The organism is Shewanella inventionis (genome assembly GCF_014641855.1).
Lineage (GTDB): Bacteria > Pseudomonadota > Gammaproteobacteria > Enterobacterales > Shewanellaceae > Shewanella > Shewanella inventionis.
Genome location: NZ_BMII01000009.1, coordinates 43,746 through 69,546, shown reverse-complemented (window position 1 = coordinate 69,546; position 25,801 = coordinate 43,746). Strand labels below are relative to the sequence as shown.

Annotated in this window: 20 protein-coding genes; 12 read left to right on the top strand and 8 right to left on the bottom strand. The window is 42.3% G+C overall.

All coding sequences use genetic code 11. The features are described 5' to 3' along the window. Window positions 1-21: 21 nt before the first annotated feature. From IEW93_RS06810 to serA, 6 genes are all read right to left on the bottom strand, one after another. A complete protein-coding gene (locus tag IEW93_RS06810; RefSeq protein WP_188738273.1) occupies window positions 22-1,161 on the bottom strand; it encodes a lipocalin-like domain-containing protein in 1,140 nt (379 codons plus the stop codon). Beyond that, window positions 1,158-3,707, bottom strand: coding sequence for an FtsX-like permease family protein (locus tag IEW93_RS06805; RefSeq protein WP_188738271.1), 2,550 nt, complete (start codon window positions 3,705-3,707; stop codon window positions 1,158-1,160). Before IEW93_RS06805 ends, IEW93_RS06810 begins: the two co-directional genes overlap by 4 nt. Window positions 3,708-3,711: 4 nt before the next feature. Then, window positions 3,712-4,416 carry an ABC transporter ATP-binding protein gene (locus IEW93_RS06800; protein ID WP_188738269.1) on the bottom strand — a complete coding sequence of 235 codons (705 nt, stop codon included), beginning with the start codon at window positions 4,414-4,416 and terminating at the stop codon, window positions 3,712-3,714. Between the two features lie 32 nt (window positions 4,417-4,448). After that, entirely contained in the window at window positions 4,449-5,096 is a 648-nt protein-coding gene (locus IEW93_RS06795; protein WP_188738266.1) for a hypothetical protein, read from the bottom strand. A gap of 76 nt (window positions 5,097-5,172) precedes the next feature. After that, complete coding sequence (gene ygfZ / locus IEW93_RS06790) at window positions 5,173-6,135, bottom strand: tRNA-modifying protein YgfZ (RefSeq protein ID WP_188738264.1); 963 nt, start codon at window positions 6,133-6,135, stop codon at window positions 5,173-5,175. A gap of 161 nt (window positions 6,136-6,296) precedes the next feature. Then, window positions 6,297-7,526, bottom strand: a complete 1,230-nt coding sequence (serA, locus tag IEW93_RS06785; RefSeq protein WP_188738262.1) for a phosphoglycerate dehydrogenase — start codon at window positions 7,524-7,526, stop codon at window positions 6,297-6,299. A gap of 201 nt (window positions 7,527-7,727) precedes the next feature. Between serA and IEW93_RS06780 the strand changes: the two genes are divergently transcribed. From IEW93_RS06780 to katB, 5 genes are all read left to right on the top strand, one after another. After that, window positions 7,728-8,336 carry a DUF2238 domain-containing protein gene (locus IEW93_RS06780; RefSeq protein ID WP_188738404.1) on the top strand — a complete coding sequence of 203 codons (609 nt, stop codon included), beginning with the start codon at window positions 7,728-7,730 and terminating at the stop codon, window positions 8,334-8,336. A gap of 408 nt (window positions 8,337-8,744) precedes the next feature. Next, window positions 8,745-9,413: a helix-turn-helix transcriptional regulator gene (locus IEW93_RS06775; protein WP_188738260.1), complete on the top strand. Its 669-nt coding sequence runs from the start codon at window positions 8,745-8,747 to the stop codon at window positions 9,411-9,413. A gap of 121 nt (window positions 9,414-9,534) precedes the next feature. Next, window positions 9,535-9,972, top strand: coding sequence for a PaaI family thioesterase (locus IEW93_RS06770; RefSeq protein ID WP_188738258.1), 438 nt, complete (start codon window positions 9,535-9,537; stop codon window positions 9,970-9,972). A 183-nt stretch (window positions 9,973-10,155) separates the two neighbouring features. Continuing rightward, complete coding sequence (locus IEW93_RS06765) at window positions 10,156-10,401, top strand: YgjV family protein (protein ID WP_188738256.1); 246 nt, start codon at window positions 10,156-10,158, stop codon at window positions 10,399-10,401. A 274-nt stretch (window positions 10,402-10,675) separates the two neighbouring features. Continuing rightward, a complete protein-coding gene (gene katB / locus IEW93_RS06760) occupies window positions 10,676-12,136 on the top strand; it encodes a catalase KatB (RefSeq protein WP_188738254.1) in 1,461 nt (486 codons plus the stop codon). 457 nt (window positions 12,137-12,593) lie between these two features. Here the strand turns inward: katB and IEW93_RS06755 are convergent, their stop codons facing one another. Further along, window positions 12,594-13,577 carry a CYTH domain-containing protein gene (locus tag IEW93_RS06755; protein WP_188738252.1) on the bottom strand — a complete coding sequence of 328 codons (984 nt, stop codon included), beginning with the start codon at window positions 13,575-13,577 and terminating at the stop codon, window positions 12,594-12,596. A gap of 236 nt (window positions 13,578-13,813) precedes the next feature. Between IEW93_RS06755 and IEW93_RS06750 the strand changes: the two genes are divergently transcribed. The 7 genes from IEW93_RS06750 (at window position 13,814) to IEW93_RS06720 (ending at window position 23,570) form a co-directional block, all read left to right on the top strand. After that, window positions 13,814-14,494: a TIGR00153 family protein gene (locus IEW93_RS06750; RefSeq protein ID WP_188738250.1), complete on the top strand. Its 681-nt coding sequence runs from the start codon at window positions 13,814-13,816 to the stop codon at window positions 14,492-14,494. A 24-nt stretch (window positions 14,495-14,518) separates the two neighbouring features. Further along, on the top strand, window positions 14,519-15,787 hold the full coding sequence (locus tag IEW93_RS06745; protein ID WP_188738248.1) for an inorganic phosphate transporter: 1,269 nt from the start codon (window positions 14,519-14,521) through the stop codon (window positions 15,785-15,787). Between the two features lie 140 nt (window positions 15,788-15,927). Next, window positions 15,928-16,509, top strand: a complete 582-nt coding sequence (locus IEW93_RS06740; RefSeq protein ID WP_188738246.1) for a TIGR04211 family SH3 domain-containing protein — start codon at window positions 15,928-15,930, stop codon at window positions 16,507-16,509. Between the two features lie 368 nt (window positions 16,510-16,877). Continuing rightward, on the top strand, window positions 16,878-20,072 hold the full coding sequence (gene putA / locus IEW93_RS06735; RefSeq protein ID WP_188738244.1) for a bifunctional proline dehydrogenase/L-glutamate gamma-semialdehyde dehydrogenase PutA: 3,195 nt from the start codon (window positions 16,878-16,880) through the stop codon (window positions 20,070-20,072). 596 nt (window positions 20,073-20,668) lie between these two features. Further along, window positions 20,669-22,012: a Na+/H+ antiporter NhaC family protein gene (locus IEW93_RS06730; RefSeq protein WP_223418780.1), complete on the top strand. Its 1,344-nt coding sequence runs from the start codon at window positions 20,669-20,671 to the stop codon at window positions 22,010-22,012. A gap of 180 nt (window positions 22,013-22,192) precedes the next feature. Next, complete coding sequence (locus IEW93_RS06725; RefSeq protein ID WP_188738242.1) at window positions 22,193-22,837, top strand: DUF998 domain-containing protein; 645 nt, start codon at window positions 22,193-22,195, stop codon at window positions 22,835-22,837. Between the two features lie 31 nt (window positions 22,838-22,868). Beyond that, window positions 22,869-23,570 carry a 23S rRNA pseudouridine(2604) synthase RluF gene (locus IEW93_RS06720; protein ID WP_188738240.1) on the top strand — a complete coding sequence of 234 codons (702 nt, stop codon included), beginning with the start codon at window positions 22,869-22,871 and terminating at the stop codon, window positions 23,568-23,570. Between the two features lie 36 nt (window positions 23,571-23,606). On the opposite strand, the gene IEW93_RS06715 is transcribed toward IEW93_RS06720, so the two are convergent. Beyond that, on the bottom strand, window positions 23,607-25,763 hold the full coding sequence (locus tag IEW93_RS06715; RefSeq protein WP_188738237.1) for a S46 family peptidase: 2,157 nt from the start codon (window positions 25,761-25,763) through the stop codon (window positions 23,607-23,609). Between the last annotated feature and the right edge of the window lie 38 nt (window positions 25,764-25,801).

Genomic DNA, 25,801 nt, shown 5'->3' with positions numbered 1-25,801 from the left:
GAGGTATGCTCTTTAGAGGTATTAGTTGTATCCGGTTAGCTCCATATACCCTTTACCCTGATGAGTGCCATCGATGGAGATTGGGCCTTCCCAGTATGAGGTGGACACCAGCATATCGCTTTTAGGGTTAATCGCTTGAGTGGTGATGTCTATGGATTCGCTGTGTATTTGAATACGCCAAGCTATTGGGTGCCTGCCCAGTGCTGTTTGTTGCCATTGTGTTGGCTGCATTTCAATATCATTTGGATTTTCCCGGCTATTGATATTACGACCACTGCCGTTGGGGTACATGCGTCTTGCGCTGTAAAAGTGATTTTGTTCGGTATTACCGCGTAACCTAAAGGCCATTAAGGTTGAGTTGTCATTTAATCTCAGTGAAAACCAGTCCCACCCTTGCTGTGCTTTAGTAAGAAATTGTGAGCTCCACTCTCTGTCTAGCCAGGCTTTACCGCTGACTTTTTCAGTGATGCCTTGGCGAGTAATTTCGCCGGTTACATCAATAAAGGGTTGGCTGTAATAATAAGAAGCGACACTTTGGTCTGCACTCTTACTGCTATAGCCTTTATCGCCTTGTAATTGGATAGGTTGTTGGCTGTTCAGTTGTAATTGATAAGTAAAATTAGGGTTGTTGACGGTTAATGTCGCCGGAAACAAGTCATCAGATTGGCTTTGCCATTGCCAGTTTTGCAGATGAACGGTAAAAGGAGAAGGGCTGACACTGGCGAGTTTTGGGTGTGCCCGCGACCATTTTTCGGCAGTAAGGTGCTCACTTTTAGAGGTGACAGCAGCATGTGCCATGTAGAGCTGATTGGTGCTCCAAGTGTTATCTGCGAAGGCTTGTGGTTGTTGTGGCGGTGTCATGGCTATCCTGAACTGGGTCCACTGCACGCCAATATCTTCGCCTTGGCTGGTGGTTAAATTAGCCGTTAAATACCACCATTCTATTTTGTAGTCATTGTGTGCTAAATGGTCCTGTGGAAACGTTAAGTTTTTACCCTGAGTAACCTTACTGTAACCCACCGATGATTGTGCAGACATGCTGCTAATAGTGCTTGTTTTTTGATGGGGTTCAGGCGCAGGAGAACATGCGGATAACAACGTACAAAAAACCACAGTTAACAAGTTGATGAAACACGTTTGTTTACCTATTTTTGAGGTCATAGTGCTTCCTGTTGCAAGCTTGATATCAAAGGTTTTCGGGTTTGCCAGTATAACGGTAAGCCTACCGCCAGTAGGCAACTGGTTATGGCAATAACAACAACTTGACCATACGCCGCCCAGTCCCAAATCATTGCGATGCTCCAACCAAAGGCTTGTAGTGTCACTTTATGGATCAGCAGATAACCTAGCAGTGCCCCAGTGGGTAATGCGAGCAAACAGGTTAGTAATACTATCAATAGCATTTGCACTATGACCATCAAGCGTAATTGTTTGCGGCTGATGCCTAAAGCATACAATCGAGCTAAGGGGGCCTGCCTTGCCTGTGTCAACATCACGCAGGCACTGAATAAACCAATAGCGGCAACCAGTAAGGTTAAACTATTGAGTACAACAGTTATCGAGAAGGTTTTATTAAATATGGTAATAGCTTCTGATTTGATTCGTTGTTGGCTATACATATAAGCGGAAGACAAGTTCAGTGCCTGGCTGATGTTATTTTGTAATACGGTTAATTCACCGTCATAGTTAACCGCCAAACTGATGGGTTTAGCTGGCAAAGGTGATTGTTGCCATAAAGGTTGGCTAATCATTGCTTCACCTTTAGGGTTGCCATAGTCGTAATAAATAGCGCCTATGACTAACGTTTGTTGTAACTGAGATAATTGCACCTTATCCCCAATGTTGAGCTGATATTTTATCGATAAGGGTTCGCTAATCATCACACTGTTTCCCGCAAAAAATCCAGGCCAAAACTCATTGGTTATGCTTTTAAAAACCGTGGTTTCGGTTAATGATAATTGGTCACGGCTCAGTAGATTGATAGGAATGTGAGTTTGTGGTGTGTCTATTGGAGAAAGGGTACTGTCGAGTTTCCATTGCTCGTATACGGCTTCAACGTTTGGGTCGTTCGCTAGTAATAACGCTAAGGCATCAATTTGGTTTGGATTAGGTTGAATATACAGATCTGCATGCAGGCGTGCATCAAGCCATTTTTTTAAGGTGATTTCAAAGCTGCCCACCAGGGTGTTCATGGCAATATTGGCACACAGAGCGAGTAAAATTGCCATCATGGCAAGGGCAAGCGGTGCGATAATCTCTTTGGTTTCGGCGACAGCGTAGCGCCATAAGCCTTTAGGCAGGGTTGGCGTGAGTAAATTAACAATCCAGTGCAAACATTGAGGTAATAATAAAGGGATTGCAACCACCAAAATACCAAGTAAGGCCAAGCTATGGCGATATTGTTCGGTAAAGGCGAAAGCGACGGTGCACAGCAATAACAAAATCACCGCGATAATAAACTGGCGTCGATGAATGAGATTAAATTGTTTATTTTGCGGCTGTTTTTGTGCGCCTTGAGCGAGTGGGGTATTAACTAAGCTGATTAACATTGGGATGCAGGCGGCAAAGGCGGCTGACAATGTCAGGGCGAGTGCTTGCGCAAACCATTGCCATTGCCAGTTACCCGGTAACAGTTTAGCACCATACAACTGCTCTAGTGTAAGGGCAACCATGGGCTGTAGCCATTGCGACAGTTGTAATCCCACAATAAAACCTAACACACAGCCTACAAACACCAAGATCATAATTTCGATGCTTAAGGCCAGTAACACGCTTTGGCGATCGAGTCCTTGTTGCATAATTTGCACTAATAACTTTTGTCGTTTCATTAAGCTGTAACGCACGCCGTTATAGGCAATAAATAAGCCGACAACAAATGCCAGCATGCTCATAGCGTCAAGGTTTAAATGAAAGCTGGCCGTGAGTGCATTTAGCGATTCACCTTCACTGGTTTGGGTTGCAAAGTGTAATTTACTGGCGTCAACACCTGCCTGAATTAACGTGTCTGTCAGGCGGGAAATAAGCTGGTTATCGGATTCGGTGTTATCGTCAGCAAAAACGGCAATGTAACTTAGTTTTCCTTGCATATTTAGCAGCGGCTGAGCCAATGAAATATCGGCCAATAGTGCAGAGCCTAATCCCCACTTATCATCAATTGTTATAATATCTAAAGGCGTTTTATTTAAAGTGATAATTTGCGACTGATCGGTCACTTTTTGGATACGCGCGAGCTGGCTTTGCGACATTAATACCTTGGGTTGACCATTGAGCAGTTCAGCCAATGGAATATTAACCGAGGCCACTGAACCACCAGATTGTGCATCTTGTGTTGTGCCATTGCTGATAGCGGCAATGATATCGCTGCTATTGACTCGCCATAATCGGCCTTGATCATCTGTAGCTATGCCTTCAATGCTTGCTAAGGTGTTAAAACCGGCATTAGCAAGAACAAAGTAAATGCTTTCATCTAGGGTGTCTTCAGTGAAGTGGGTGATGGTTAAACGGGCCTGCTTGCTAAGCAATTCTGATACATTGCCATAACTTTGCTTTGCATTTTCATTAGTAGCATAAACCCCTATCAGCAAGGTTACTGCTAACATTATGCCTAATAAAATGGCGCTGGCTTGTAATGGCGCATGACGGTAATGGTAAGCAAACAAGCGCAGGCATAGTCGTAATCGGTTTGTGGAGAAAACATCTGTTTTCATTGGGTTAGCCTTGCAACTGTGTCGAGCTAGGGTTGACAATTATTTGCTGGTTTTCAACGTGCCAACGATGCTGCATAAACTGAGCGCACTCTTCGCTGTGAGTCACCATTAAAATACAGCAGTTGGCTTGTTTAGCTAAGTCGGTTAGTAGTTGCATCACTTGCATACCCGCTTGCTGGTCAAGGTTGCCAGTGGGTTCATCTGCTAAAATTAGTTGCGGTTTATGTGCTAAAGCGCGCGCAATGGCGACTCTTTGTTGTTGTCCGCCTGAGAGGTTTTCTACACTGCGGTTAAGTAATGGCGTTAACCCAAGTTGCTGGCATAATTGGTCACACCAGGGGCTCCAATTTAATTGGTTAAGTGCCAACGAAAATTGAATATTGTCTCGGACATTAAGCGGAGTGAGTAAATTAAATTGTTGAAATATTACTCCAAGATTTTTGCGGCGATATTGGCTCCATTGATGATCTTGCCATTGGCTCACACTGTGGAGTGCATCACCTTGTCGAATGCGCATTTCACCACTGTCGATAGTTTCAAAGCCACCAATAATGTTCAGTAAGGTACTTTTGCCACTGCCACTTGGGCCAGTTAACGCAATGGTTTGCCCTTGGGTTAAGGTAAGGCTGACATTGCTGAGTACACTATGGAATGATTCACCATCACGAAACCCTTTGTTGATGCTATTTAAGGTGACAATGCTGGTCATAGTCGCTCCATTATTTCTCTTGGGGTATAGCGTTACGGATTAGCGTTAGTATGTTCTTGGCGCAATTTTCGCATATATTTAGATTCTTGAGGTACAGTGATTAATGGTAATAGTTCATTCACAATGCTATCACCGTCCCACTCGCGGCTAGTTCTGCTGTCGAAACTAGTTCTAAATTTGATGTACTTATCTTCTTCTATAAACACGTAGATATTCGAATAGTATTTGACGTTGTTGTTGTGAGTCACTGTAAAAGTGACTTTTTTACCATGATACGATTTTTTTGCGGTGTTAATTGTAAATTGGCTGAGTTCAGCGTCTGATACTGATAAATAATTACCGAGTTTCACCATATGATTAATATCGTTTAGCGCCCCAAGAATAGATTCATCTATCGTTTGTTCAACATCAACCCATGAAGTTTTAAAAATAGGGTAAATATATAATGTGATGGCATCAGCCGGAAATAATTTATCCTCGTACCTCAACATAGCGCCTAATTGAGGTTCTTCAAATACCTTTTTTTCTATCAAATTAAGCTGTTCTGTCACTTCTGGGGCGATCAACTCTGTGTTGTATAGCTGTTGATGAGTTGCAAATAGGGAAGGGGTATTCTGAGTAGACATACAGCCTGATATCGCGAGCAGTATGACGGTAAATAATAAGTAGATTGGCTTCATATAATTCCTTTTACTGCGATACTCATCGTTTAAAAACGTTGAGTATCGCTAATGTATTATGCATCCGGCATACTAGTTAAGCATCGACTAATGAATAGGGTAGTTCGACAATTGATAGTTGTGAACCTTCATTGTCAGCGATGCGCAGTTTGGCATTGTTTTCAGTGTCGTTAGGCAGTACGGCGGTCATCAGCACTTTATCGCCCTGTTGAACGCACTCAATAATATTACCACCGCGGCGGAAACCATCTTCTAAGGCGATCTCTAATTGGGTTTCGGTGTTAATGGTTTGGCTGGTGGTGCCTGATAAGATATACAGGGCGCGTTTATTACCGCCACGGTATTTCATTCTGGCAATGGTTTCTTGGCCCATATAGCAGCCTTTGTTAAAGCTGATCCCGTTTATGGCTTGCACGTTACACATTTGAGGAACGTATTGACCTGAATGACTTGCATCAATATTGGGGTAACCCGCTTTGATTTCTAATGCTTGCCATGCGCTAGCATCAACAAGAGGTTGCTGCGACGCAGTGATTAGCTCTGCGACTTTATCATTAGTAATAACCACGATATAGCGCTCACCATCATGTAGAACAGCCCCACCATCAATCAAGGTTAATGCGGCTGTTACATCACCAAATTGTTGTTTGATAAATGCCTGTGCTTCAACACCCGCCACCCCAATAATGTGATATTGGCTACTGACATTGGTGAGCTCAGCTTTACTGAATACGGCGTACTTTTTTAATTGCGGTAAGTCGAGTTCAAGGGTCGATGTTGGCATAAGCATAAACAAGCTGTCTGCTATGGCAAAGGTTCTAAAGCTTGCTAACATTTTGCCTTTGGGATCGCAATGAGCCCCCCATTTCCATTGGTCAGCTGTTAACGAGGTAATGTCGGTTGTGACTTGGCCATGAATAAAGCTGCGACCTTGTTCACCTGTTACTTCAATCAATCCCATGTGAGATAAGCTCGATAACATTAATGCTGGAGAGGTGGTGATGAAGTCCCAATCGGGTTGGCTTGCTGAAATGGTCATAACGATCCTTAACGAAAGAATAAGACGATATGGTTTGAAGTGTAACGGATTCACACACTACTCAACAGAGGGTTGAGGTTTAAAGACAATAAAAAAAGCTACCTTGTGCACAAGATAGCTTTTTGAACAACATAATTAACCCCAGTTAATTTGTTGTTAGATTAAAACAATACTCGAGCACGGATGGTGCCTTCAATTGATTTAAGTTCAACTAAGGCTTCTTCAGCCTGATCTGAGTCGACTTCCATTACCACATAACCGATTTCTGCTGTGGTTTGTAAGTACTGAGCAGCAATGTTAATGCCTTTTTCAGAAAACGCTTGGTTGATTTTAATCAATACACCAGGACGGTTTTGGTGAATATGCAATAAACGCGATGCGCCTTTGTGCTGTGGCAATGACACTTCAGGGAAGTTAACCGCTGATAAAGTTGAACCATTATCAGAATATTTAGCTAATTTACCTGCGACTTCAATACCGATGTTTTCTTGAGCCTCGGCAGTACTGCCACCAATGTGAGGTGTGAGTAACACATTATCAAGACCACGTAATGGGCTGATAAATTCATCATCATTTGATTTTGGCTCAACAGGGAACACATCAATCGCTGCGCCAGCGATGTGATCAGATTTAAGTGCCGCAGCTAAATCTTCAATATCGACTACCGTGCCGCGTGAAGCATTAATAAAGAAACTGCCCTGACGCATTTTGGCAAATTCGGCTTTAGCAAACATGTCTTTTGTTTGCGGGGTTTCTGGCACATGTAAACTCACCACATCAGCTTGAGCGAGCAGATCATCCATTGAGTGAACTTGTGATGCATTACCGAGCGGCAATTTATCTTCGATATCAAAGAAAATCACTTTCATGCCTAGGGTTTCGGCCAAAATACCCAATTGAGTACCGATATGACCATAGCCAATGACACCTAAGGTTTTACCACGGACTTCAACACTGCCGTTGGCGCTCTTTAACCAGCCGCCGCGGTGTGAAATGGCATTACGCTGAGGAATACCGCGCATTAGCATGATAATTTCGCCAATGACTAATTCTGCAACGCTTCGGGTGTTAGAGAATGGTGCGTTGAAAACAGGAATACCTAATTTTTCAGCAGTCGCTAAGTCAACTTGGTTTGTGCCGATACAAAAACAGCCAATTGCCACGAGTTTTTCTGCATGGTGTAACACGTCTGCAGTAAGCTGAGTACGCGATCGTAATCCAACAAAGTGAGCATCCTTAATGGAGGCTAGAAGAGCCTCTTCGCCTAATGAGGCTTTGTGATATTCAATATTGGTGTAACCGGCACGTTCTAGTACATCAACCGCAGTTTGGTGGACGCCCTCCAACAGCAGGATTTTTATTTTATCCTTGTCAAGCGAGTGTTTCGCCATGATATGGGTACCCTCTTATCATTAAATGGTGCTTATGCTAATGCATATACTATTAGTGTTAATGCATATACTTATAGTTGTGATATAAATGCGGACTTCCGACGCAATGCCAAAGTAGCACTTTTTTTTGAGCTTGTGGAGGGCTAGATGGCTAAAGTAATATTTTAATTTTAGAACAATATCGCAGATAAGGAATTTATGATGATAATACGTGCAATATGGATAGCCGTTTACCTGTTGGTATTGTTGTGGTCGGTAAGCAATCCTAAAGACATGTTTACCTGGTGGTTGGAGGCATTACCTGCGCTAATAGCCTTGCCTATCTTATTTTTTAGCCGTAAAAATTTTCCACTGACGTCATTAGCCTATGGATTAATTTTGGTTCATTGTTGTGTATTATTTGTTGGCGCACGTTACACCTATGCCGAAGTGCCTTTATTTGATTGGTTAGCCCAAGTGATGGGCAGCGATCGAAATAATTACGATAAAGTGGGGCATTTTGCTCAAGGTTTTATTCCGGTCATTTTGGCGCGCGAGATTTTTATTCGCAAACAGGTGATGCAAATTGGCGCGTGGTGCCAATTTTTGTCTGTGTGTTTTGTATTGGCGTTTTCAGCTTTTTATGAGCTAATTGAATGGTGGGTTGCAGCTGCAACTGGCGAAAATGCAGAGGCCTTCTTAGGCACCCAGGGTTATGTGTGGGACACACAATCGGATATGTTTTTAGCCCTTATTGGCGGCATCGTTGCTTTGTTGGTGTTAACACCGCTGCATAATAGACAACTTAATCGTTTTACCACAAACATGTAAGGCTGCTTAAGGTTGATTGTGTTGAGCTAACGATTAAGTGTTATTACAAACTTAATGGTCACTCGCGCCGGTTTTTTGAGTGGGAACAACTCGGTATTTGTCAGTCTTTTGGGTGATTAATACTTTTGACCGACATTTCATGCCTATGAACTAGCAAAAATTGACTATGATTGCAGTATCAAATCGGTATTTTACAATAGAGTAAGAGACTTGCTTTTCAGTGACGCTAACACGCTAGAGACAATTGAGTTTGTTTAGTGTTAATACTCTAAATTATTCATTGTAAAACAAAATGTTTACTTTGCTTGGCCTTAATACTGGTCAAGGCGTTTGTTTTACGTATAGAATGACGTTTAGGAAGTGCTCAAGAATCTATGAGTAAAAATTAGCTTTTCAGGGAGAAGAGTGATGAGTTCTAATATAGATGAATTGGTGTTTCTTCACCAAGTCGCCGCGCCGTGTCACTTGGCAATTTTAGCAGAATCAATCGGTTTAAAAACCCGTGTGATCAAGCATGCTGCCGAGCTTGAACTAGATAAAAATTCGAATAATTTTTATCTCATCTCACAAAAAGGTGCCGTATTAGACGCAAAAGGCATTCCTTTGTTAGTGTCCCGCTTAGTTAATCACGTTCCCGTCGCTTTATATCAGGTTGAAAGAGGATCACTAGACCAGGAGTCAGCCTTGTTACTGGGCGTGAGAGGGTTATTGTACAGCGATCAGCGTATGGACTTAATGTTAACTGGCCTGCGTAAAATGGTATCTGATGAACTTTGGTATGACAGACCGCTCATCAGTAAAATTTTTAGGCGCTTAGTACAACAACTTGATACAAACGCCGAATTACATGAAGAAACCGAGGCCATGGTACAACGGCTGACGAATCGTGAACGTACCATTATTCAGTTGGTATCTAGTGGTGCTCGCAATAAAGAGATTGCTCAGCGGTTATGCATTAGTGAGCATACGGTTAAAGCACATGTCTCTTCTATTTTCAGAAAAACCGAATCTCGTAATCGTGTAGAACTGCTACGTTGGGCGCAAACTTATCAAAGCCACTGCGAATTAGTGAGCTAAATAAAACGGCAGTGATTAACTTAAAGGAGCCATGGGCTCCTTTTTTGTATTTTCTATGAGTGTTAAAAGCTTAAGAATTGGTATAAGTTGTTTTAATAACAATTAAAAATGGATTGTAATTATGAGTATATGGTTTAGTCACGTTACCCTTGAAGATTGCGCACGTTTAGATGCAGGTATGCAGGGTAAAGGGACATTAATGCAAACATTAGGCATTAAAATTACTGAGATTGGTGATGATTACATGGTGGCGACCATGCCAGCGAATCCGTCGGTACATAACCCGTTAGGCATAGTGCATGGTGGAGCCAATGTCGCGTTGGCTGAAACGGTTGCCAGCTATGCAGCTAATTTTGTGGTCGACTTTACTCGCTACTATTGTGTTGGCCAAGAAATTAACGCCAATCATTTAAAAGCCTCACGAAATGGTGAACTTACCGCCACAGCCAAGCCTGTGCATCTAGGGAAACGTAGTTCAGTTTGGGAGATTTTAATTCGTAACAGCGCAGGCGAACTATGCTGTATTTCACGTATGACGGCAGCTGTTGTTGAGCGATAGACTACACTAGCTAAAAATGCGCCACGATAATCTTATTGAAATCAGTTACAGATCAAAGTTTAACTTTTAAATATATTTATCATGGCAATAAGTTGGTTTGCTTTATTAGTTATGGCGAATGCTTGGCGTGTAATGACGGTTATGGTCAGTGATATGGCAAGCAAATCAATATAAGGAAAATCCATGGACAGTATTAATCTTTGGGAGTGGGTCGGTTATTTGGCTTCTGTAGTGGTTGCTATTTCGCTGATGATGTCTGACATCAAGAAATTACGCTGGTGGAATTTAATTGGGGCAGCCTTATTTGTTGCCTATGGTTTAGCTATTGATGCGCTCCCTGTTGCTTTGGTCAATTTTTTTATTGTACTCATTGATATCTATTACCTTGTAAAGCTCTACCGTGAGCCAACATCAACAAAAGAACATTGATTGACATAATTTTTTAACATCAAGCCAAAATACTCATTTTGGCTTTTAGCTGTCCCCCTAGCAGTAAAGTCTCTTCTAATCTGATTTATCAATAACTATTTATATATTCAATCTGCTAAGTCTGTTGTCCCTATCTGTTTTAATCGTTATAACAAATTACAACAAGTCGCTAATATCACTCCATCGAATGATGAATTGAGAGAGGACGATCATCATGGCAACAGTTTACGACTTAATTGAGCAGTGGTTAACAGACCAGGCATAGGAGCAAGATATGAATCAAAGTAACTATTTAACAAGTCAAAATGGTGCACCAGTAGCAGACGATCAAAACTCGTTGTCGGCAGGTGAGCGTGGACCGCTACTTTTACAGGATTGGCATTTAATTGAAAAGCTTGCCCACTTTAACCGCGAACGTATTCCTGAGCGTGTTGTGCACGCCAAAGGCACCGGTGTATACGGCACTTTTACCTTAACCAAAGATTTGAGCGAATATACTATTGCCGACCACTTTAATGGTGTGGGTAAGCAAACAGAAACATTTGTGCGTTTCTCGACAGTGGGCGGTGAAATGGGATCTGCTGATGCGGAGCGAGATCCACGCGGATTTGGGTTACGTTTTTATACTGCACGTGGTAATCACGATATTGTAGGTAATAATACGCCAACGTTTTTTATTCGTGATGGCATTAAGTTTCCAGACTTTATTCATACTCAAAAACGTCATCCACAAACCAATTTAAAAGATCCACAAGCCATGTGGGATTTTTGGGCCCTTAATCCTGAGTCGCTGCATCAAGTGACTATTTTGATGTCTGACCGTGGCATTCCGGCCAACTATCGCCAAATGCACGGCTATGGTTCACACACTTTCTCGTTTTGGAATGCAAAAGGTGAGCGTTTTTGGGTGAAGTTTCACTTTAAATCGCAGCAAGGGGTGGTTAATTTAACGGGTGAGCAAGCGGATATATTAAAAGGGATAGATCCTGATTCGTCACAGCGTGACATGGTGGTGGCTATTAACGATGCAAACTTCCCGCGTTGGACAGTCAACGTACAAATTATGCCTGAGGCTGATGCAAACACCTATGCCATCAACCCGTTTGATTTAACTAAAGTGTGGCCGCACAGTGATTATCCGCTGATTGAAGTGGGTGTACTTGAGCTAAATCGCTTACCGCAAAACTACTTTGCTGAAGTGGAGCAAGTGGCTTTAGCTCCAAGCAACTTAGTGCCAGGTGTCGGGGCGTCGCCAGACAAAATGCTTCAAGCACGTTTGTTTTCGTATGCGGATGCCCAACGTTATCGTATTGGTACTAACTACAATCAGCTACCGGTTAACTGCCCACATGCTGCAAAAGCGAATCATCATCAACGTGCAGGTGCTATGGCAGGAACAGCGTGCCCATATCAAGGCAGCCAAACAGGTGGCGATGCGAGTGTAAATTATGGCCCTAATACTCAGGCTCCATTAACAGAAAATGTTGATTTTGCAGAACCACCATTACGTTTAGACGGTGAAGCTGCACGTTATAGCCGTTACAATCAGGATGACTTTACTCAGGCAGGCAACTTATATCGTCTGTTTAGTGAAGAAGAGAAAACCCGTTTGGTTGATACCATCGCAGGCACCTTAAGCCAGGCAACACTAGCGGTACAGCAAACTATGGTTGATCACTTTACCAAAGCTGATGCAGATTACGGGCTACGGGTAAAACAAGCGTTAGCTAAATAACCTCAGCTCTGGATAATAAATGTATTTCAAGCTTAAAAGTGATGGGGTTTAACATACTGATTTTTCATAGTATGAGTTAATCTATCACTCCGAGTTCAGGTTAAAATAGACATTGATATAACCCCATAAAACAGGAAGGCTTACCTTCCTGTTTTTTTGTCTTTATAAAATTAACCAGTAGAGGAGGCTGGCCCTTGGTTAATGCATTAATACCACTTCCATTAATTATGTGACCAATCAGAGTCGCTCAGACTGTTTAGTTTGAGGCGCATTGTTGAAATAATGGTTATTCCCTTCTAAGGCAATGCAACAAAGAAATGGACTGTCTGAGCGCCTCCTACAAGGCGGGTTTCTGTGCCTTCTATGCTGCTTAATAGGATTTTGACGTAGAGCAACTATGCCTACAATCCTATTACTTGCCTAGAATGCACAGAATTCCCGCTGAATGACCAGATAATTAGTGGAATTGGTATAACATCGCCACAATGGCTAATTGTAATTGGCCATATTGTGGCTGACGCCATAACACGGGCAATGAGGAGCTTGTTGACGCTGCGGCAGCATTTTTTACTGCAGCTAAAACCGGATTAACAAGCGTATCAAGTTGATTGTCACTGTGATGGAGTTGCGTTAAAGAACTCTTAACTAATTCAATACACTCAAGTAGTTGTACCCAAAGTGGTGCTTGCTGTGTCAATGATGACACGGCTAAGCGTTGCTCAATGAGTTGCCAACACTCTAAAGCATTGGCAAGTGTATGCTTTATTGTCTCTTTGTTCTGGTTAACATCTTGTGTTGGCATCTTGTCTAAAGGTGAAGTTGCAACGGCTGGAGATTTACCGGCTAACTGATAGCCTCGCTGTGCTTTACTGGCTTTACCGAGACGCACAGGAACTGATTTAGCGACCTCAATAGCTAAAGGCAATAAAGAGGATGCTTGGCCTGATAGTAATTCAAATTCAAGTTCGCAAATGGGTTCATTTTTGCCGTTTGCAACAATTTCACCAATATCTAGCGCCACTTCAACAATGCTGTCTTGCGTGTTGATGTGCCAAGTTTGACGGTTGAAGTTAGTTTCAAAGATGCATTCAAGCGCGGAATTAACCTCGTTAATATTGTATCCAACAGGCCAAATTTCATTCGGGAAAAGTGACAGATTTGGCCTTTTTTGATCAATGCTGACATTATATTCTGGGCGTGAATGAATACCTCCAACTACGCTACCAGCTGTTTTTATGGTCTGTTCGAGCTGCTCATCAAAGCCTCTAACACGTAATCCCATATCCCAACGACGCAGTTGTAAGTCATGAGTATCAAAATATCCATTGGTCAGTTTAATGTGTCTTTGAGGTGACGAACGCGGTAATGAATCCAATATTTTTACCAATAAATCATGATCTTGTTTTTGAATAAAAAGTTTTAACTCTATTTCTGCGGCCATTTATTTTTGTCCTGATTGTCATCAAATGTTCATTAATGCGTCATAATATGTTCATAATGTCACATTGTTGTAATAAAAATATCTTAGGATAGCCTTGCTCGCTTCATATATAATGAGCAACGATAACTGAGAATCTGTGTGACATAAATTGAAAAACACAGTTTCATTATGCGGACGCTTGGGTTAACATGCGCCCGCTTTTTCCAAACTGGAATTCATTAAATAGGTAAACGGCAATGCCAGTAAACTCTATTTTAGGTGTGTTTGCAAAATCACCTCTTAAGCCTTTAGAACTGCATATCGACAAAGTAAATGAGTGTGCTTCACTTCTTATTCCTTTCTTTGACGCAACGACCTCAGGTGACTGGGATGAAGCGATAAAGATCCGCAAACAAATTAGTTTGTTGGAAAAAGATGCTGATTCTCTTAAGCGCGAAATCCGCCTCACTTTACCAGGTGGGTTGTTCATGCCAGTTGAGCGTACTGACTTGCTTGAGTTATTAACTCAACAAGACAAAATTGCGAACACTGCAAAAGATATCTCTGGTCGTGTTATCGGCCGTCAATTAGTCCTTCCTCAGCCTGTACAAGCTGCTTTCGATGCCTATCTTAAACGTTGTTTAGATGCCGTGTCTTTAGCTAAGCAAGCTATTAACGAGCTCGACGATTTACTCGAAACCGGTTTCCGTGGTCGTGAAGTTGAGTTGGTTGCCAAAATGATCAATGAACTCGATATTATCGAAGAAGATTCAGATGATTTACAAATTCAAGTGCGTCGTCAGTTATATGCACTAGAAGAAGGTTTGAATCCTGTTGATGTGATGTTCATGTATAAAATTATCGAATGGGTTGGAGGTTTAGCAGATCTTGCTGAGCGTGTCGGTTCCCGCCTAGAGCTAATGTTAGCTCGTAATTAATCACAAGGTTATCAAGGAAACAACATGGTTGATGTATTAGTCACCAATGGCCCAATGCTTATTATGCTTGCGGCAACATTTGGATTTTTGATGGCATGGGGTATTGGCGCAAACGACGTAGCCAACGCCATGGGAACCTCAGTAGGTTCTAATGCCATTACTATTAAACAAGCGATCATTATTGCAATGATTTTTGAATTCGCCGGAGCGTTCTTAGCCGGTGGCGAAGTGACCAGTACTATCCGTAAAGGTATTATTGACGCAAGTTTCTTCACTGACACGCCTGAGTTATTAGTTTACGGTATGATTGGTTCATTACTTGCTGCTGGTATTTGGTTAGTGGTTGCCTCTGCATTAGGCTGGCCTGTATCGACAACACACTCAATTATTGGTGCGATTGTTGGTTTTGCCGCGGTGGGTGTAAACGTAGATTCAGTTGCATGGAGTGCTGTAGGTGGCATCGTGGGTTCTTGGGTGGTCACGCCTGCGATTTCGGGCTTTATTGCATATATTATTTTCCAAAGTGTGCAAAAGCTGATTTTTGATACGGAAGATCCACTCACCAATGCTAAGCGTTATGTGCCTTTTTATATGGCTTTAGCGGGTTTTGTAATGTCACTCGTGACCATTACTAAAGGTTTAAAACACGTTGGTTTACATTTTTCAACAACTGAAGCCTACATGTTGGCTATAGCGGTTGCCGTAGCTGTTGGTGTATTTGGTAAAGTTGCCATTAGCCGTTTAAAAATGAGTGATAAGGCAGATCTTAAAACTCAATTTGGTAACGTTGAAAAAGTATTTGCGATATTAATGGTTGTAACAGCCTGTTGTATGGCATTTGCCCATGGTTCAAACGACGTTGCAAACGCAATTGGCCCATTAGCAGCGGTAGTTTCTGTGGTAGAAAGCGGCGGTGTTATTGGTTCTAAAGCCGTATTAAGCTGGTGGATTTTACCACTAGGCGCTACGGGTATTGTGTTAGGTTTGGCTATTTTTGGCCAACGTGTAATGCAAACTATTGGTAAAAACATCACTCACTTAACGCCAAGTCGTGGTTTTGCTGCTGAGTTAGCTGCGGCTTCAACGGTTGTATTGGCTTCGGGTACCGGTTTACCTATTTCAACAACGCAAACGCTTGTTGGTGCGGTGTTAGGTGTGGGTATGGCGCGTGGTATTGCGGCAATTAACATTGGCGTGGTGCGTAATATTGTTGTGTCTTGGGTGGTCACTCTACCTGCTGGTGCAGCATTATCGATAGTGTTTTTCTACATTATCAAAGCAATCTTTAATTAAATTATCGGTTGAGCAGCGCACATTCGTAAAAATATGAATGGTTAAATGCATTTAAGAAGGAAGTCATATGACTTCCTTCTTGCATTCAGAGCATTTAATAAATAGCATGACAACAAGTTTACAGCGTTTGGAAAATTACCGTGTTAAGACTGCTTTCAATTTTTATTTTACTGCTTGCCCCAAGTGGTGTTTTTGCTGCACCAGCAGAACCAAATTATATTTCTGATGATGTGTTTACCTATCTTCATGGTGGCCCAGGAACAGAGTTTCGTATCATCGGCAGTATTGAAGCCGGTCAGCCTGTGACGCTATTAGATAACACAGAAAATGACTTTACCCAAATAATTGATCATAAAGGTCGAGAAGGTTGGGTTTTAGCCAGCTTAGTGACTGATAAACCCAGTTTTAGAGTGCGTTTTCCTGAAATGGAGGCCCAATTAAGAGAAGCGAATGAGCAACTCAATAAAGAGTCATTTAGCACAGATAATAATGAAGAATATTTAAAGCTGGCTAATGAGAAAGTCGCAGAGTTGACAGCCTCTTTAGCGCTTGCGATTAAGCAACGCGACGAAGCCCAAGCCAACATAACTCAGGCTGAAGATGATCAACGCTATGAGTTATGGAAGCAAGGCGGGTTAATTGGCGGCTTAGGTGCACTGGTTGGTATTATTTTAGTGTATTTACCTCGTCCACAGCGTCGTAAGAAGAATCGCTGGATGTAAACTTATCGCGATTCTCTGCTAAATTATAGCTAATAAAAGGTCAACGATTTAAACGTTGGCCTTTTTTTATGGTTTTTTATAATGAATTTTTCTCATAGATTAATATTTTGGTGGTTGATAGTTAATTTGTTTTAAATCAATGCTTTATGTTTGTTTTTGGGTGTAAAAAAATGATTTAGACAAGGTTTTTTTGTGGGCTTTAACCTGATTAATTAAACATTCAGTCACAGCGATTCAACTAATGTGTGCAAGTTCACATTTTGAATGTATAATCGTCGAAAATCACATTGTACATTGTATACAAAATAAAATATTCGTGAATACAGTGTCCATTTATCCACCAACATAACCATCTTTAACCTGACCCGATGGAAGCGAATACTATGTTCAAAGCGAGTGAAGTACTAGACGGCCGCTACGACAATGCCACCCTTGATGAACTGTTTACCGCAGTGACTAACAACTACATTGTTGATGAAGAGCAATACCTGTCTGAATTAATTAAGCTTGTACCATCGTCTGAACAAGACATTGAACAGGTTACCCGTCGGGCTCATGAGCTCGTGAGTAAGGTTCGTCAGTTTGAAAAAAAAGGCCTGATGGTTGGTATTGATGCCTTTTTGCAGCAATACAGTTTAGAAACCCAAGAAGGCATTATTTTAATGTGTTTGGCAGAAGCCTTATTAAGGATCCCTGACGCTGCCACTGCTGATGCTTTAATCCAAGACAAATTGTCGGGTGCTAAATGGGATGAGCACTTAAATCAGAGTGACTCATTATTGGTGAATGCTTCTACCTGGGGCTTAATGTTAACAGGTAGAATTGTAAAGTTAGATCGTAACCTTGATGGTACGCCAAGTAACTTAATTAAGCGTTTAGTTAACCGTGTCGGCGAGCCAATGATCCGCCAGGCAATGCTGGCTGCAATGAAAATCATGGGCAAGCAGTTTGTGCTTGGCCAAAACGTAACTGAAGCCCTTAAAAATAGTGAAGCTAAACGCAAGTTAGGTTACACCCATAGCTATGACATGCTAGGCGAAGCGGCTCTGACGGCAAGCGATGCGCAAAAATATTTTAACGATTACAGCAACGCAATACGTGATTTAGGTGCGCAACAATACGATATATCTGACTCGCCAAGACCTACTATTTCCATCAAATTATCGGCATTACATCCACGCTATGAAGTGGCTAACCAAGACCGTGTATTAAGCGAATTATACGACACTGTCATTAAGCTTATCGTACAGGCCCGTGAGCTAAATATTGGTATTTCCATTGATGCTGAAGAAGTGGATCGCCTTGAGTTATCGCTGAAACTATTTAAGCAGTTATATCAGTCTGATGCCGCCAAAGGTTGGGGGTTATTAGGCATTGTGGTGCAGGCCTATTCTAAACGATGTTTACCTGTATTGTGCTGGTTAACGCGCTTGGCGAAAGATCAAGGTGATGAAATACCAGTTAGGTTAGTAAAAGGAGCTTATTGGGACAGTGAGCTGAAATGGGCGCAGCAAGCAGGCGAGGGTGGCTACCCACTCTATACCCGTAAAGCCGGTACTGACGTGTCGTATCTTGCTTGTGCACGATATTTGTTATCCAACGCTACTCGTGGTGCTATTTACCCGCAATTTGCTACTCATAACGCGCAAACGGTTGCCAGTATTGATGCGATGGCAGGTGATCGTCTTTATGAATTCCAACGCTTGCACGGTATGGGTCAAGAGCTTTACGACACCATGCTTGCTGAAAGCGGCGCTAAAACAGTACGTATTTATGCGCCTATTGGTGCTCATAAAGACTTATTACCCTATTTAGTGCGTCGCTTACTTGAAAACGGGGCTAATACCTCGTTTGTGCACAAACTTGTAGACCCCAACACGCCAATTGAAAGCTTAGTCGTACATCCACTGGTGACGTTATTAGGTTACAAATCGTTAGCGAATCAACACATAGTCAAGCCTGCTGATATTTTTGGTGCAGAACGTAAAAACTCTAAAGGATTAAATATGAACATTATTTCTGAGTCTGGGCCATTTTTTGCTGCACTAGATAAATTTAGTCATACTCAGTGGACAGCAGGTCCATTAGTTAATGGCAGCACCTTAACCGGTGAGGTTCAAACTGTTGTGAGCCCATTTGATACATCATTAACTGTGGGTAAAGTTGCTTTTGCAGATGCTAATGCTATCGAGCAAGCCATTGCAAGCGCTGACGCTGCATTTGCTGGTTGGGCTCGTACGCCAGTTGAAACCCGCGCTAACGCACTACAAAAATTAGCTGATTTATTAGAAGAAAACCGCGAAGAGTTAATTGCACTGTGTACCCGTGAAGCAGGTAAGAGCATTCAAGACGGTATCGATGAAGTGCGCGAAGCGGTCGATTTTTGTCGTTACTATGCTGTACAAGCTAAAAAGATGATGAGCAAGCCTGAATTGCTTCCTGGCCCAACAGGCGAGCTAAACGAGCTATTTTTACAGGGGCGCGGTATTTTTGTGTGCATTAGCCCATGGAACTTCCCGCTCGCTATTTTCCTAGGTCAAGTATCAGCAGCGCTTGCTGCAGGTAATACCGTGATTGCTAAACCTGCAGAGCAAACCTGTTTAGTGGGTTACCGTGCCGTACAGCTTGCACATGAGGCGGGCATTCCTGTCGATGTATTGCAATTTTTACCAGGTACCGGTGCGGTTGTTGGGGCTGCGATTACTGCTGATGAACGCATTGGTGGTGTGTGTTTTACTGGCTCAACAGGCACGGCTAAATTAATTAACCGTACTTTGGCAAATCGTGATGGTGCCATTATTCCATTGATTGCTGAAACGGGCGGCCAAAATGCCATGGTGGTTGACTCTACTTCACAACCAGAGCAAGTGGTTAACGATGTCGTTTCGTCATCATTTACCAGTGCAGGCCAACGTTGTTCAGCGTTACGTGTGTTGTTTTTACAAGAAGATATAGCAGATCGCGTTATTGAAGTGATGAAAGGCGCCATGGAGCAATTAACCATTGGCGACCCAAGCTCAGTGAAAACCGATGTTGGCCCTGTGATTGACGCAACGGCCAAAGCGAACTTAAATGCGCATATTGATCATATTACCCAGGTAGGTAAATTGATTAACAAGCTTGAGTTGCCAGAGGGCACTGAAAACGGTCACTTTGTGGCGCCTACTGCGGTTGAGATCGACTCAATTAAGTTACTTGAAAAAGAGCACTTTGGTCCTATTTTACATGTGATTCGTTACAAGGCTGGCGATTTAGCTAAAGTGATTGATGAAATCAACAGTACAGGTTTTGGTTTAACCTTAGGGATCCACAGCCGCAATGAAGGCCATGCATTATCGTTAGCCGATAAAGTGAATGTGGGTAACGTGTACATTAACCGTAACCAAATTGGTGCAGTGGTTGGTGTGCAGCCATTTGGTGGTCAAGGTTTATCTGGTACTGGGCCAAAAGCGGGTGGCCCTCACTATTTAACCCGTTTTGTCACTGAAAAAACACGCACCAATAACATTACCGCTATCGGTGGTAATGCAACCTTGTTGTCGTTAGGTGATGCCGACGAGTAATAAGCTGATTGTGTAACAAAAGCCCACTGTTATGTGGGCTTTTTGTTATCTAGATCTGAGATTTATTAATGCGGTAAAGGAAATTGATGTTGTTATAAGCCTTGTTTGATTTTAGTCCCCATTTTGCCGAATCAACTCATGCCTTATTAGGTATCACGCCTTAGGCTATAGCTGCTTTTGACTAATTAATTTCAGCGTCGATTAAGTTTAATCACTTTTCAGAACACACCTCGTAAGAGTATGTGGCCTACGCATCGTTTATGGCGTTACTTGCTTGCTGATAAGGAAGGCTGGCTAAACTTATTGGTATTAATCACATTATTGTCTGAAAATGGCGTTAACTGGATAAATAAATGTAGCAAAGTTGTAGCAATTGTTCGCTTTTAGACTAAATTTTATCATGGCAGCAAAGAAGTCTAGACGTCTAGATTGACATGGTTAATAAGTTCTCTTATTCTTGCCACAACTTGTTATGATGTGACTGCAGTATTTAGTTTGTGCCTTAGCGCCACTAAATTATAACCATGACCGAGATTGTGTCGTACTCGCTTTTCTCATCCGACAACCCCTAATCGTTAAGATAAAGAGAGATTACTTTGACCACAACAAATCAATCACCTACGACAGTTGCTAAAAGTCCTGCTTCGTTTGTGGCGTTATTACCCTTATTTGTATTTTTAGGTTTATTCATTGGCGCTGGCTTGTATTTTCAAAGCCAGGGTGTTGATTATGCGTTTTATCAATTACCAAGTGTTATCGCAATTTTACCGGCAATCGTGCTGGCGGTATTGCTGTCTAAACAGCAGATTAACCAGGCCATTGAAACCTTTATTGAAGGCATTGGCCACAGCAATATCATTGCGATGTGTTTAATTTATTTGCTTGCGGGGGCTTTTGCAGCCGTGGCCAAAGCCACCGGTGGTGTAGATGCTACCGTCGCGTTAGGCATATCATTTATTCCGTCAAATTTGTTACTGCCGGGCTTTTTTGTGATAGCAGCATTTATTGCCACTTCTATGGGTACCTCAATGGGCACTATTGCAGCCGTTGCGCCAGTAGCCTTAGGTGTTGCAGATCAGGCTCAGATTGATTACGCATTAATGGCAGGTGCTGTGATGTCGGGTGCGTTATTTGGCGATAACTTATCGATTATTTCAGATACCACCATTGCGGCAACTCGCACACAAGGTTGTGATATGAAAGATAAGTTTCGTGAAAACCTAGTCTTTTCTATTCCAGCATCAATCATCACCTTGGTGTTATTTGCCCTTGCCGGTCAGGGGCAGGCCGACATTGTTGCTCAAGATATTGATTTGCTGAAAGTGGTTCCATATTTAACGATTTTAGTGCTTGCTGTTGCCGGGCTTAACGTATTTGTTGTGTTGTCTTTGGGGATTGTTCTTGCCGGCGCAACAGGCGTGTTCACTTCAGAATATACCGTTATTCAAATGGGTAACGATATTTACACCGGTTTTACTAACATGCAGGAAATTTTTATCCTGTCGATGTTGGTCGGTGGTTTAGCTGCGTTGATGCAACAGCAAGGTGGCTTAACATTTGTAAGCCAATTAATTGAAAAGTTAATTCGTCGATTTTCAAAAGCCAACGGTGAGGCGTCAAGTCGTGCTGCAGAATTAGGCATGGCGACCATTGTTGCCGCAACGAATACCTGTGTGGCTAACAATACGGTATCGATTGTTGTTACGGGTGATATTGCTAAAGAGCTCGCTGAAAAACATGGCGTAACACCTAAACGCGCTGCCAGTATTTTGGATATTTTTGCCTGTATTATTCAAGGGTTAATCCCTCATGGTGCCCAGGCATTGCTGATAGCATCGGTATTTACCATTAGCCCATTAACTGCAATCTCAAACGCATGGTATTGCATGGTGTTAGCCGTTACGGCCGTGGCAATTGTGATTTTGCGTAAGCGAACGTAATAAGTAACAAGTTTCATTTTATAATTAATACAAGCATGCCCAACCCCAAACGGTTGGGCATGTTGTTATGCTTTAAATTTAGCCGATAACAGGTTAACATTTGCATCCCTTTTTTAGCATAAGCGTGTTCAGGTGATATCAAAAACTCGAAATTATGATTTACACCTTGTAATCGTGTTTATGTCTTTAGCTACAGCGATGATTTGTTCATTTGGTGTTGGCAGTGCGTTATTGGCCGAAACCGGTGGTTTTAGCCTCAATATGTTAATGATCCGCCCAGACACATTAGGCGATTATATGAACTCACCCTTAGCCGTGGTTTTTAATTTGTCTTTACTGGCGGGTGGTTCATGTTTGTTGTTAGCCATGGTGGCGGTGTTTAATACCTATCAAGATGGTCTAAGCCGTTATTTGGCTGTTGTGGGGTTCGTGGTTGGCCTCAGCATTATTTTAATGGGAGTGTTCCCAGTTAATTTTTTAGACACTCATCGTAAAGTGTCCACACTCTATTTATTCAGTTCTGTTTTGCTGCATTGTGTGTGTGTATTGGACTACTTCAAACCGGGTAGCACCATGAGTAGGCGTATGCTGATGTTAACCGTATTGGCGTTAATAAGCGGCGGCGCGTTAATGGCGCTATTAGATTGGAGCCAGCTCGACTTTCCAGCCTGTTTAAATCCTTTTCCTCACTTTTGTTCGGTTTCTCTTGCTATGTGGTCATTAACGCAGGCCAATATTTTATGGTGTGTTTGTTTGAGTTTTCACATGATGAAAACCATCAAAGAGCAACAAAAAGTGGCCTATAGCTGGTTAGAAAACTACTGATAACTTTTTATAGTAAGGCATATGTTTAGCGATGGCATTAGTTCGTATTAGTCACTATCTGGCTTTGTGTGGTGTGGCTTCACGACGTCAGTCGGCTAGACTGATTGATGCCGGCCGTGTGACGATTAATCAGCATCTTGCCACGCATACTGAGCGAGTCGATCCGCTGTTGGATCTCAATATTTGTGTTGATGGGCAGCCTATTTTGGCGCAGCAAGAAAAGCAATATTGGTTGTATCATAAGCCCGTAGGTGTGGATTGCCGGTTATTGATTAACGATCCAAGCAGTTTGATCCACGTCTTGCCTCACTCGCCAAGATTGTATCCTGCTGGGCGTTTAGATAAAGACTCACGCGGTTTATTACTGTTAACCAATGATGGCGAGCTTACTCAAGCCTTAATGCACCCAGATTTTCATCACACAAAAACCTATGTAGTGCAGGTCGATAAACCGTTAACCAGCCAATTTTTAAATGATATGGCCAGAGGGGTGAGTTATGGCAAGGTGCAAACAAGGCCATGTAGCATAAGCTTAATTAACCCTACAACCTTTGAAATTGTGCTCACTCAAGGGCTAAATCGTCAAATACGCCGAATGTGTCAGGCGTTGGGATTTAAGGTGATTGATTTACTGAGAACAAAGCTCATGACAGTGTGTTTAGATGATTTGCCAGAAAAAACAATGCGGCCAGTATCGGCCGCAGAGTTATTGAGTTTACAGCAACTTAGTTAAAGCAACTCGGTTAACGTCGCTGAGTTGATAAAAGGGCTATTTAGCGATATCCATTTCAGCTAATAGGTTGTCAGCATTATCTAAATATTTCATCACCCATAGCATGTAGCGGCTATCTACTTGAATAGAACGATTGCTTTGAGCGTCGTAACCCCAATCACCAATAATGCTCTCATAAACACCATCAAACAATAATCCAACAAGTTCAGCACGACCATTTAAGGTAGGTGATCCCGAGTTACCGCCTGTAGTATCGAGGGTCGATAAAAAGTTAACCGGTACAGAGTCAATGGCTTTAACGTAGTAATCGCCATATTGCTTTTGCTTAATCAGTTCAAGTTGTTTAGCTGGTGCATCAAATGGATCAACTCCAGTATCTTTAGCTAATAAGCCCTCTAGGCGAGTAAAAGGTACGGCCTGTAAACCATCTTGTGGCATATATCCTTTTACGTTACCTACAGTTACTCGTAAGCTTGAGTTTGCGTCAGCATAAACGGGTTTACCTAACTCACGGTTGTAGGCAATGATGGCATCCATGTACTGTGGACGCACTTTCATTAAATCGCCTTCTAATTGCTTTTTGGCTTTTTCTAGCGCCATGTCAGCGTCATAGGTTTGTACTGCAAATTGGATAAAGGGATCGTTTGATGCTTTAAAATCAGCAACCGATTTATTCATCCAGGCTAAACGAGTGTCTTTATCGTCAAGTTTGGTTTTTGCATACATTTTGTCGAGGGTTTTCGCTAAGGCTTTGGCATCAAACTTATCGGTAATACCAAATGCTTTATCTAATGATGCAATGCGCTGCTCTGCAGGTAATGCCGCATAGCGAGTCAGTAAATCTGCTAATAACGCTTTATCAACACTGGCAGCGTATCGACGGTCGATTCGCTCCATACTTGAGGTAAAGTTTGTCATGTCGCGATCTTGATAACCAGGTTCACGTGCCATATCGTTTAGGGTTTTTTCATTGGCTAAACGGTACAAGCTTCGGGCTGTTGGCACCATGGTGGTGTAACCAATATAACTAAGGAGAATGTCACGTTCTTGGTTTTGTTGGCTTTTGGCAACGAGTTGCTCAAGGTTTGCTAAGGTTTCACCATATTGTTGCTGGCGTTTGGTATCTTTGCTTATCCAGTTTGCAAGGTCGCTTTCCACTTTTTGACGATCGGCTAACATGGTTGATTTACCATAAAACTCAATCATAGAAGTGAAGTTTTTAGCATAGTTAGCTAAACCAGCGATTAAGCTTTCGTACTTGATGCGCTCGTCACTGCCCTCTGGTGCAGTGTCTTTAATAATGTCGATCATGCGCGCTTGTAGCACTTGCCCTTCAGGGTACGCCCAGTTAAATTGGTTGCTTACTTCATCTGCTGTGCGGTAACGGTTAGTGCGACCAGGGTAACCTGCAACCATCACAAAATCGCCTTCACTCACGCCTTTGGCTGACACTTTTAAAAAGCTTTTTGGCTCATATGGGACGTTGTCTTTGCTAAAGTCAGCCGGTTTGCCTTCTTTAGATACATAAGCACGATAAAATGAAAAGTCACCGGTATGACGAGGCCACATCCAGTTATCGATATCGCCGCCGTATTTGCCTACGCTGGCTGCAGGGTTATAGGTTAAACGCACATCGCGAATTTCAAGCTGTTTGACAAGGTAATATTCTAAACCGCCGTGAAAGCTATACACCTGGCAGCGATAACCTTCTTGTTGTTCACACTCAGCCACTAAGGTTTTTTGTTGCAGCTCAATACCTTTGTAAAAGTCATTGCCGACTTTATCCATTTGGCCTGCGGTGACTTTGTCAGTCACATTGGTGACTTCTTCAGTGACAAATATTCGCGAGCCAGGTGTGGCAGGTAATTCTTCTACGTATGTTTTGGCTAAAAAACCATCTTTAAGCAGGTTTTTTTCTGGCGTTGAATTGTACTGAATTGCGCCATAAGCACAGTGGTGGTTGGTGACAACTAACCCTTTAGGTGAAACAAATGATGCGGTACAGCCACCTAGGCTTATTACTGCATTCATTGGGAATTCTGTTAGTTTTGAAATAGAGTCTGCGCTTATTTCTAAGCCTTTTGCTTTCAGTTCGTCAGCCATGGCTGGTAATTGATGTGGTTGCCACATCCCTTCATCAGCAGAAGCGCCAAAACTGGCGGCGATGGCGGCAGTTAATAACCATTTTTTCATTATATTTAGTCCATTTTTCGGTATGTTATGGTGATGCA

Coding starts and splice junctions, on each gene's coding strand:
- IEW93_RS06800 (WP_188738269.1), bottom strand. CDS start 4,416: ATGACCAGCATTGTCACCTTAAATAGCATCAACAAAGGGTTTCGTGAT.
- IEW93_RS06725 (WP_188738242.1), top strand. CDS start 22,193: ATGTCTTTAGCTACAGCGATGATTTGTTCATTTGGTGTTGGCAGTGCG.
- IEW93_RS06780 (WP_188738404.1), top strand. CDS start 7,728: ATGATAATACGTGCAATATGGATAGCCGTTTACCTGTTGGTATTGTTG.
- IEW93_RS06755 (WP_188738252.1), bottom strand. CDS start 13,577: ATGGCCGCAGAAATAGAGTTAAAACTTTTTATTCAAAAACAAGATCAT.
- IEW93_RS06720 (WP_188738240.1), top strand. CDS start 22,869: ATGGCATTAGTTCGTATTAGTCACTATCTGGCTTTGTGTGGTGTGGCT.
- IEW93_RS06805 (WP_188738271.1), bottom strand. CDS start 3,707: ATGAAAACAGATGTTTTCTCCACAAACCGATTACGACTATGCCTGCGC.
- IEW93_RS06715 (WP_188738237.1), bottom strand. CDS start 25,763: ATGAAAAAATGGTTATTAACTGCCGCCATCGCCGCCAGTTTTGGCGCT.
- IEW93_RS06810 (WP_188738273.1), bottom strand. CDS start 1,161: ATGACCTCAAAAATAGGTAAACAAACGTGTTTCATCAACTTGTTAACT.
- IEW93_RS06795 (WP_188738266.1), bottom strand. CDS start 5,096: ATGAAGCCAATCTACTTATTATTTACCGTCATACTGCTCGCGATATCA.
- IEW93_RS06765 (WP_188738256.1), top strand. CDS start 10,156: ATGGACAGTATTAATCTTTGGGAGTGGGTCGGTTATTTGGCTTCTGTA.
- IEW93_RS06750 (WP_188738250.1), top strand. CDS start 13,814: ATGCCAGTAAACTCTATTTTAGGTGTGTTTGCAAAATCACCTCTTAAG.
- IEW93_RS06775 (WP_188738260.1), top strand. CDS start 8,745: ATGAGTTCTAATATAGATGAATTGGTGTTTCTTCACCAAGTCGCCGCG.
- putA (WP_188738244.1), top strand. CDS start 16,878: ATGGAAGCGAATACTATGTTCAAAGCGAGTGAAGTACTAGACGGCCGC.
- IEW93_RS06745 (WP_188738248.1), top strand. CDS start 14,519: ATGGTTGATGTATTAGTCACCAATGGCCCAATGCTTATTATGCTTGCG.
- katB (WP_188738254.1), top strand. CDS start 10,676: ATGAATCAAAGTAACTATTTAACAAGTCAAAATGGTGCACCAGTAGCA.
- serA (WP_188738262.1), bottom strand. CDS start 7,526: ATGGCGAAACACTCGCTTGACAAGGATAAAATAAAAATCCTGCTGTTG.
- IEW93_RS06770 (WP_188738258.1), top strand. CDS start 9,535: ATGAGTATATGGTTTAGTCACGTTACCCTTGAAGATTGCGCACGTTTA.
- ygfZ (WP_188738264.1), bottom strand. CDS start 6,135: ATGACCATTTCAGCAAGCCAACCCGATTGGGACTTCATCACCACCTCT.